The sequence below is a fragment of the Pseudomonas sp. Leaf15 genome (assembly GCF_001421425.1).
In the GTDB taxonomy this organism is placed as follows: Bacteria; Pseudomonadota; Gammaproteobacteria; order Pseudomonadales; family Pseudomonadaceae; genus Aquipseudomonas; species Aquipseudomonas salomonii.
The window spans coordinates 497,282-506,042 of record NZ_LMKI01000012.1 but is presented as its reverse complement, the minus strand read 5'-3'; the positions used below and the strand labels follow the sequence as shown (position 1 = coordinate 506,042).

Here is an 8,761-nt window from a genome sequence, read left to right as displayed (position 1 = left end):
TGGGGTTTCCCCATGTGAGAGTAGGTCATCGTCAAGATTAAATTCCGAAACCCCTGATTGCTAACGCAATCAGGGGTTTTGTTTTGGGCGGTCGAAAACCCAAACCGGCCCCAAGGCTGCCGACAAATTTGCACAGTTATTTCTGAACCAGACCATTAGAATAGGCACCTAACCTTTTTTAGAGTTCGAGCCCTATCTATGCCCGATCCGGTTGATACCGTCGAGGTGTCGCAGTTACCACTGGAGGATCTGGTGGCATGCCATGAGTGCGACTTGCTGATGCGCAAACCCGCACTCGCCCTCGGTGAAAAAGCCCAATGCCCACGTTGCGGTTACGAGCTTTACGCTCACCGCCACAACGTGGTTGAGCGAAGCCTCGCTTTGGTGCTGGCGGCACTGTTGCTGTACATCCCCGCGAACTTTTTACCCATCATGCAGCTCAATCTTCTCGGGCAGTCCTCGGAGGACACCGTTTGGAGCGGCGTGGTCGGTCTGTTCGATACCGGCATGCAAGGTGTCGCAGCTGTGGTTTTCCTGTGCAGCATGGGTATTCCCCTGCTCAAACTGCTCTGCCAATTGGCGGTGTTGCTCAGTATCCGTTGGAACATCGGCCGCAGTTATGGCCTGTTGCTCTACCGCATTTACCATCACCTCAAGGATTGGGGGATGTTGGAGGTTTACCTGATGGGCGTGCTGGTCGCGATCGTCAAGCTCGCGGACATGGCCTCCATCACCATTGGCGTGGGGCTTGTCTGCTTCGTCAGCCTATTAGTGGTTCAAGTATTGCTGGAGGTGGTGATGTCGCCCCACCAGATCTGGCAAGCGCTTTCAGGAGAGGATGATCATGCGGGCGATTGATGCAGGCATTCTGATTTGTACCGAATGCCACGAGCTGAACAAGCAAGAGGCTGATACCGATGAGCAGCTGTGCACCCGTTGCGGTGCGCTGATCCATGCGCGTCGCCCCAACAGCCTTGTGCGTACCTGGGCGTTGCTGATCACTGCAGCAATCCTGTATATCCCGGCTAATCTGTTGCCAATCATGACCATCAACTCTCTCGGCCAGGGTGATCCCAGTACTATCATGGCGGGCGTGATTCAGCTGGTGCAGCACGGAATGTTTCCCATCGCTGCAGTGGTGTTTATCGCCAGCATTCTGGTGCCGACGTTCAAGCTGGTGGGCATTGGCTTGTTGCTGTTCTCGGTGCAGCGCCATCAACCGCTGTCCGCACAACAACGCATTATCATGTACCGCTTTATCGAATTCATTGGCCGCTGGTCCATGCTGGATATCTTCGTGATCGCCATCCTGGTGGCGGTTGTTAACTTTGGGCGACTTGCCAGTGTCGAGGCCAACCTTGGTGCTGCAGCGTTTGCCAGTGTGGTGATCTTGACGATGCTTGCCGCAGTAACTTTTGATCCCCGACTGATTTGGGATAACACGGAGTCGGACGACGACCATGAGTGATTTGCCTAAAGCTAAAACCCGCCCGGCCTCCAATTGGTCGGCCATTTGGGTACTCCCCCTGATTGCACTGATCATCGGCGGCTGGCTGGGATGGCGTGCCTATTCCCAACAGGGCCTCGAGATCCAGGTGCGCTTTGAAAGCGGCGAGGGCATCCAGGTCAACAAAACCGAAGTGGTCTACAAAGGCATGACGGTGGGCAAGGTCAAAGCCTTGGCCCTGGATGACGAAGGCAGCAATCGCGGGGTGATCGCCACCATCGAGATGAACAAGGACGTCGAGCAATACCTCAAGACCAACACACGCTTCTGGCTGGTAAAACCCAGCGTCAGCCTCGCCGGTATTACCGGCCTGGAAACCCTGGTCTCGGGTAACTACATTGCCGCCAGCCCTGGCGATGGCGAGCCCACGCGAAAATTCAAGGCGCTCTCCGAAGAGCCACCGTTATCTGACGCCAAGCCCGGCCTGCACCTGACCCTTAAAGCCGATCGCCTTGGCTCGCTCAATCGTGGCAGCCCGGTGTTCTACAAGCAGATCCAGGTTGGCCAGGTCAAAAGCTACCTGCTGTCCGAGGACCAGAGCACCGTCGAGATCAAGGTTTACATCGAGCCGACGTACGCCAGCCTCGTACGCAAACACACGCGTTTCTGGAACGCCAGCGGCATCAGCATCGACGCCAATCTGTCGGGCGTAAAAGTGCGTAGCGAGTCGTTGTCCAGCATCGTCGCCGGCGGTATCGCGTTCGCCACCCCTGAAAATCGCAAAGACAGCCCGCCGACGGATCCGAGCCTGCCTTTCCGTCTTTATGAGGATTTCGACGCCGCCGCCGCCGGCATCAAGGTCAAGGTCAAGCTCACGGACTTCGAAGGCTTGCAGGCCGGGCGCACCCCGGTCATGTACAAAGGCATCCAGGTCGGCAGCCTGAAAACCCTGAAGATTGACCCGGACCTGTCCAGCGCCCATGCCGAGTTGACCCTCGACCCGCTCGCCGAAGACTACCTGGTGCAGGACACCCAGTTCTGGGTGGTCAAGCCGTCCATCTCCCTGGCCGGCATCACCGGTCTGGAGGCGTTGGTAAAGGGTAACTACATCGCCATCCGCCCAGGCGACAAAGGCAGCGCACCGCAACGTGAGTACGTCGCCCGCGCCAAGGCGCCACCTCTGGATTTGCGCTCCCCCGGCCTGCACATGGTGCTGTTCACCGACAACCTAGGCTCCCTGGATGTCGGCAGCCCGATCCTCTATAAACAGGTCAAGGTCGGTTCGGTGCAGAGCTACCAGTTTTCGCGCAAGAACAAGCAACTGGTGATCGGCGTCCACATCGAGAAGGAATACGAAATCCTCGTCAACGGTTCAACGCGTTTCTGGAACGCCAGCGGCGTCACCTTGACCGGCGGCCTCACCGGCGGCATCCAGGTGAAGAGTGAATCCCTGGCCAGCCTGATGGCTGGCGGTATCGCCTTCGAAACCCCGGAGCAGAATGTGCCGTTGAAAAAACGCATCCCGCGTTTCCGCCTGTTTGCCGATCGCGAAGCGGCCAACCAGCATGGCACCCTGGTGACCATTAAAGTTGATCGCGCCGACGGCCTGCGCCCAGGCACGCCAGTACGTTTCAAAGGTCTCGACGTTGGCAAGATCGAGAACGTCGACCTCAGCGCCGACATGCAGTCGGTGCTGCTCAGTGCAAGGATCACCCAGGTGGCTGATCGCATCGCACGCAGCGGCAGCCAGTTCTGGGTGGTCAAGCCTGAGCTGGGCCTGATGAAAACCGCGAACCTGGAAACTCTGGTCACCGGCCAATACATCGAAGTGCAGCCCGCCGTGAAAAATGCCGGGCCGCAAAAGAGCTTCGTTGCGTTGGACAAACCACCCGAGGCTGTTCACCCGCAAGAAGGCCTGAGCCTGGTCCTCAGCGCCGCACGCCGTGGTTCGCTGAAGGAAGGCGTGCCGGTCACTTACCGTGAAGTCACCGTCGGCAAGGTCACCGGCTACGAACTGGGCCAGACCGCCGACCGCGTGTTGGTCCATATCCTGATCGAACCTAAATATGCACCACTGGTGCGCAGTGGCAGCCGCTTCTGGAATACCAGTGGGTTCGGTTTGGACTTCGGCTTGTTCAAAGGTGCGACGGTACGCACGGAATCCCTGGAGACGTTGGTGGCTGGTGGTATTGCCTTTGCCACGCCAGAGGGCGAGCGCATGGGCAATGCGGCGAGACCGCAGCAGACGTTCCCGTTGTTTGACAAGTTTGAGGATGAGTGGCTGACCTGGGCGCCTAAGATCCCGCTCGGCAAGTAAACCGAGGCGCGGCCATCGCGGGCAAGCCCGGCTCCCACATTGGAATGCATATCTTCTGTGGGAGCCGGGCTTGCCCGCGATGAGGCCTTCAACATCACTGCAAAACCCCAGCCCATAAAAAAGGCCGCGATCCAAACAGATCGCGGCCTTTTGCATTTCAGCGCCTCCGATTAAACCTCATCCAACTCCGGCTCATCCGCCTGCACATTCACCGTCGCCTTCACCACATCGTGGCGACGGATGTACTTCCAGTCCGCCTCATCAATGTAGATACCATTCGGCCCGCTGCCGCCTTCCAGGTCGATCGCCACCTGGGCGGACACCTGCGGCTTCACACTGGCCAAAATCGGCACAAAGCCCAGTTGCAAACTGGTTTCCAGCAACGCCGCCTGGTTCTTCTCGTCGATGTCCGCCGCCTCGTCGAGGTAGTACGGCAAACGCACGCGCCCGGCCTGGTCGCGGTCCATCAAGTGCAGCAACAAATACATGTTGGTCAGCGCCTTGATGGTCATGGTGGTGCCGTTGGACGCCGCGCCATCGATGTCGGTGTGGATCACCGGCTGGCCATGCACCTTGGTGATTTCAAACGCCAGCTCGAACAAGTCCTTGAGCCCCAACTGGTTATGGTTGGCGGCCACAAGACGGGCCAGGTATTCCTTGGCTTCTTCGTTCTTGTTGTCCTGCTCGGCGCTCTGGCTGAGGTCGAACACCGACAGGGTTTCGCCTTCTTCATACTGACCGGCACTGTGGATGATCTGGTCTATATGCTTGAGGGCTTCCTTGTTCGGCGCCAGCACGATGCGGAAGCTTTGCAGGTTCGATACCTGACGCTTGTTGATCTCGCGGTTGAACAAGGCCAACTGGTGCTCAAGGCTGTCGTAGTCGCTGCGGATATTGCGCAAGGTCCGCGCAATATCGGTAACCGCCGCACGGCGCGCCTTGCCGAGGGTCAGGGCTTCATCGGTGCGGTGGGCATAGGCGTTGATCAGCAGTTGCAGGCGACGCTCCACGTCATCCTCGCTGTCGAACTTGGCCACGCCCTTGAGGCGCACCTGCGCATACAGCGCTTCGATCTGGCCATCAGCGCGCAATAAACCTTGCCAGCTGTCCTGGTAGTCATTGAGCAATGGCAACAGGTTGTCCATGGAGTCGTCGACCGGGTCCATGAACGGTGTGCCGAACGGCAAGTCGGCCGGCAACAACTGACGACGGCGCAGCGCGTCATCCAGCGTGCGTTGTTTGGCTTCCATATCGCCGATCTGACGACCGACCAGTTGCAGCTTGGCCGACAACTGCTGAACACGCTCGGTGAAGGCATCACTGGAGCGTTTCAACTCGTCTTGCGCGGCTTCCATCTGCGCCAGGTTTTCCAGCTTCTCGCCTTCTTCCGCGCTCAGGGTTTGTGCGCGACGGAAGTCTTCCAGCGCCTTCTGCGCATCCAGCACTTGCTGGTACAGCGCTTCGGTCTGGGTCTTGCTCGCCGCGCGATCAGAGGCTACGGCCTGCTGGGTCTTGAGCTGCTTGAGTTCTTTTTCCAGGCGCTCTTTCTGATCGCGCAACGCCGCGCGATCGGCCAGTGCCTGCAACGCCGGTGGCTCGATATGGGAGATGTCGATCGACAGCCCCGGCACTTCAAATTTCTCGCCCTTGAAGCCATCAAGGATCTGCTCCAGGGATTTAACCCACTGGCCGTCCTCATCCAGCGTGATGCCATGCTCACCCAGCGGCAAACTGAACAACGAACTGTTGAACAGGCGCATCAGACGCTCGACGTCCTGCTGTGAGAATTCTTCACGCAGTTTGGCGTAACTGTTGTTATCGGCGTGGTCGAGCTGCTGCTTGACCGACTTCAAGCGTTTTTCCAGGTCGCGCAAGCGCTCATCCAGGTCCTCGGCGCTGAACTGCCGGGATTGCGCCAGGGCGCCCGCCAATTCATCGTGGGCATCCTTGGCCGCCAGCAGTTGCTGCTCCAGTACCTTGACGTCATCGACCAGCGCAAAGCGATGCTTGAGCACCGACAACTCGCCCAACCAACGCTGGATGCCACTGATCTCGCGCTCCAGGCGCATCAGCTCCTGGGTGCCGCCACGCTGATCGTTTTGCAGCGCGTCCTGCTCGTTACGGTAGTGCTCGGCCTGGATGGTCAGCTCTTCCTTGCGTGCACTGGCGTAGTCCGACCAGGTGCCCAGCAATGAATCCAGCAAGGGCGACAGGCGATGCAATTTGCCGCGCAATACATCGCGCAAGCGCACGCCATTGGCGAGTGCCTCAACCAACGGCCCGGCAGCTACCAGCGAGTTGTAGTCCTGCTCCATGCGCCTTACATCACGGAAGGCTTCTTCGCACGCGGCGATGTAGTCCACGCTGCCGGAACGCAGGCTGTGTTCGAACGCATCCAGGAACAATTGCTTGAGCTTGGCCGCGGTGATTTCGCGCATGTGCAGCAGGTTGATAAACAGCGCGCGGAAAGTCTTCAGGCTCTGTTCGCTGGTGGAGCGCAGCGGAATCAGGGTCAGGTCCAGTGGGATTGACGTGTGCCCGCCCACCAGCAAACGGCGCAGCTCGTCCGGCTTGAGTTCGTAGGCTTTCAGGCCTTCGCGCTCAAGGTTGGTGAACAGCTCTTTCTGACGCAGGCAGGTGTCGTTCTTCTGGTAATGGGCCAAGTCCAGTTTGCCGGCATAGGCAAAGAACTGGTGACCGAAACCACCACCCGGGCCGCGCCCGACCACGCCGATCACGTGCGGGCCGTGGGGCAGCGAGACTTCAACGAGGATATAGCTGGTGTCGGTGGCAAAGTAGAAGCGCCGCGATTGTTCCAGGGTGTACTTGCCGAAACTCATGTCCGACATGCGCGCCAGGATCGGGAACTGCAAGGCGTTGATCGACGCAGATTTACCCAGGTTGTTCGCGCCGTACACCGACAGCGGTTCTTCCAGCGGGAACAAGCCCAGGCTGTAACCGGCGGTGTTCAACAGGGCGAAGCGGCGGATGCCGTAGCGTTCCTTACTCATGCGTCGGTCTCCTGTTCTTCGGCAATGGCGCGGGCCATGGCGTCTTCTTCGCTTTCTTCTTCGAAGTCGCTGAGGTCCAGCGGGTCATCGGTTTTCAGCAACTTCTCGTCGCTGTCTTCATCGATGATCACCGGCGCCGGCAGTGGCAACACGCTGTGCACGCTGGCGGCCAGGTCACGGTCCTGCTGCACCGACAGGCACACATCGAGGAAACGGTGCATCGGCGGCAGGAAGCGATAGATGCCGTTGTCTTCGCTGGCAAACCCCAGTTGGGTCATGCGGCGCATGATTTTTTCTTCGAGCTCTTCCTGGGTCTGCACTTCGGCCTGGATAAACAGGTCGCGGTACTTTTCCAGCAACGATGGCAATTCATCGCGTCCCAGGCTGCCACCGTCGAGCACGGCGATCGGGTCGCGGCCCTGGTCGGCCAGATGCTCGACGATGATGAAGGTGAACAGCGCCAGGCGTTGCGCGGTCTTGTTGACCTGCGCCGCAGCCACGGCAGTGTCCGGCACGAAGTAATAGAAACCGCGTGTGTCACACACCAGCTCAAAACCCAGGGCCTTGAACAGCGTGCGGTACTGGTCCTGGAAGTTCGACAGTTGTGCGTACAGCTCCGGGTCGCGGCGGCTGACGTGGTAACCCTTGAACAGCTCGCGAAAGATCGGCGCCAGTTGGGACAGTTCGGATAGATCAAGATGCATAAGGCGTGCTCGCAGAATTCTCGGTGGCATCGGTGCCAGCCGGGAGCAGGGCGAATGAGCGCAGGCTGACCTGGTGCTCGTGTGTGTGGTAGTCGCGGCGTTCCAGGCGTTCGCGCTTGAAGCGTTTTTCGCGCGAGAGCCGTGAGAACCAGTACAGCAATTCGTCGGTGGCGCCGTCCGGTTCCTGCTCCAGCAGCCAGGTCATCAGGTCCGGCATCGGCAGCGCGTCTTCGCAGCGCTCGAGCATTTCCTTGACCGTGCGCGGCGCGCGTTGGGCTTCGCCCTTGTGGGATTTGTGCGCCTTGGGAAAACGCGCCGGTTTCGGCTCGAAATTGGCCAGGGCATACACGTACGCTTCGACCTGGCTGGCACTGCCCAGGAAGGTACTTTGCGGCCGGGTAAACATTGGCATTGCCGCTTGCGGCACCGCGTCCAGGCCTTTACGGCGAATGGCCGACAAGGCCAGCGCCGCGCCACGGGTCACGGCGTTATGCCGGCGCGCTTCTTCACGCAGCGGCAGCAGCAGTTCGCGAGCATGGCGCAAGGTCAGTTGGGCGCTGGTTTGCATTTCGAGGATGCGCGCGTGGGTGCGCAGCAGCATGTCGTCGTCCACCAGATGGCCGAGGCGCTGCTGCTCGGTAAGCATGCGCAGCAGCACATTCTCGACCTTGCGCACGCCTTGTTCGAAGGCGCCGTCGGCGTTCACCAGTTGAATCATGGGTTCGACGTATTCGTCCCAGGTCGCCAATACCTCAGCGTAACGCTGGCGCAACGGGATCTGCCGGTCGCTGGTCTTGGCGCGGTCGGCCACGGCCGCCAGGGCCTGTTCGTCGTTGGCGAGTTTTTTCAGCACGTCCCGCACACGCATATCCAGCAAGCGCAGTTGGCGGGCCAGGTCGTGGCCATCACGGATGTCGAAGGCGTCCTGGATATAACCGGCCAGGCGCTCGAGGTGGCGCAGGTAGGCTTCGATTTCCAGGCACAGGCCAAGCCGGTGCTCCTTGCGAAGATAGGCGAGGAAGTCGTGGATCTGTGCGTTGAGCTCGAAACGGTTCGGGCTTTTGGCGACAGGTACGAGGATGTCCAGGCGAATCCACACGTCCAACAGGCTGGTGATGTCCTGTGGCGTGCTGTCCAGTTGTTGGGCCGCCAGTTGTGCGCGCAGCTCGCTCAGGCTCAGGGTGCCTTGGTCGAAGTGTTCGCACAGTGGCTCAAGCAGGGCCCAGTGTTCGGCGAGGGCGCGCAAGACGCGCTTGGGTTCGATCATCGGAATGGCCGGCTG

General features: G+C 59.7%; 6 protein-coding genes. 3 read left to right on the top strand and 3 right to left on the bottom strand.

Annotated features, from left to right (window positions below; translation table 11 throughout):
• The first annotated feature begins 198 nt into the window (after nucleotides 1-198).
• The 3 genes from ASE80_RS12700 to ASE80_RS12690 are packed head-to-tail and all read left to right on the top strand — an operon-like array spanning nucleotide 199 to nucleotide 3,764.
• Nucleotides 199-858, top strand: coding sequence for a paraquat-inducible protein A (locus tag ASE80_RS12700; RefSeq protein WP_056859193.1), 660 nt, complete (start codon nucleotides 199-201; stop codon nucleotides 856-858).
• Nucleotides 845-1,468, top strand: a complete 624-nt coding sequence (locus tag ASE80_RS12695) for a paraquat-inducible protein A (protein WP_017134539.1) — start codon at nucleotides 845-847, stop codon at nucleotides 1,466-1,468. The genes ASE80_RS12700 and ASE80_RS12695 overlap by 14 nt, the downstream gene beginning before the upstream one ends.
• A complete protein-coding gene (locus tag ASE80_RS12690) occupies nucleotides 1,461-3,764 on the top strand; it encodes a PqiB family protein (protein WP_056859192.1) in 2,304 nt (767 codons plus the stop codon). Before ASE80_RS12695 ends, ASE80_RS12690 begins: the two co-directional genes overlap by 8 nt.
• Before the next feature lie 170 nt (nucleotides 3,765-3,934).
• On the opposite strand, the gene mksF is transcribed toward ASE80_RS12690, so the two are convergent.
• Genes mksF through mksB form a run of 3 tightly spaced genes read right to left on the bottom strand, consistent with a single transcriptional unit; the run spans nucleotide 3,935 to nucleotide 8,746 of the window.
• Entirely contained in the window at nucleotides 3,935-6,775 is a 2,841-nt protein-coding gene (mksF, locus tag ASE80_RS12685; RefSeq protein ID WP_056859191.1) for an Mks condensin complex protein MksF, read from the bottom strand.
• Entirely contained in the window at nucleotides 6,772-7,479 is a 708-nt protein-coding gene (gene mksE / locus ASE80_RS12680; protein WP_056859190.1) for an Mks condensin complex protein MksE, read from the bottom strand. The genes mksF and mksE overlap by 4 nt, the downstream gene beginning before the upstream one ends.
• The gene (gene mksB, locus ASE80_RS12675) at nucleotides 7,469-8,746 is read right to left on the bottom strand and encodes an Mks condensin complex protein MksB (protein ID WP_056859189.1); all 1,278 of its coding nucleotides are present in this window, start codon (nucleotides 8,744-8,746) and stop codon (nucleotides 7,469-7,471) included. Before mksB ends, mksE begins: the two co-directional genes overlap by 11 nt.
• Nucleotides 8,747-8,761: the final 15 nt, after the last annotated feature.

Bases quoted from the DNA above. Each gene is read 5' to 3' on its own strand.
- ASE80_RS12700 (WP_056859193.1), top strand. From the start codon at position 199: ATGCCCGATCCGGTTGATACCGTCGAGGTGTCGCAGTTACCACTGGAG.
- ASE80_RS12695 (WP_017134539.1), top strand. From the start codon at position 845: ATGCGGGCGATTGATGCAGGCATTCTGATTTGTACCGAATGCCACGAG.
- ASE80_RS12690 (WP_056859192.1), top strand. From the start codon at position 1,461: ATGAGTGATTTGCCTAAAGCTAAAACCCGCCCGGCCTCCAATTGGTCG.
- mksF (WP_056859191.1), bottom strand. From the start codon at position 6,775: ATGAGTAAGGAACGCTACGGCATCCGCCGCTTCGCCCTGTTGAACACC.
- mksE (WP_056859190.1), bottom strand. From the start codon at position 7,479: ATGCATCTTGATCTATCCGAACTGTCCCAACTGGCGCCGATCTTTCGC.
- mksB (WP_056859189.1), bottom strand. From the start codon at position 8,746: ATGATCGAACCCAAGCGCGTCTTGCGCGCCCTCGCCGAACACTGGGCC.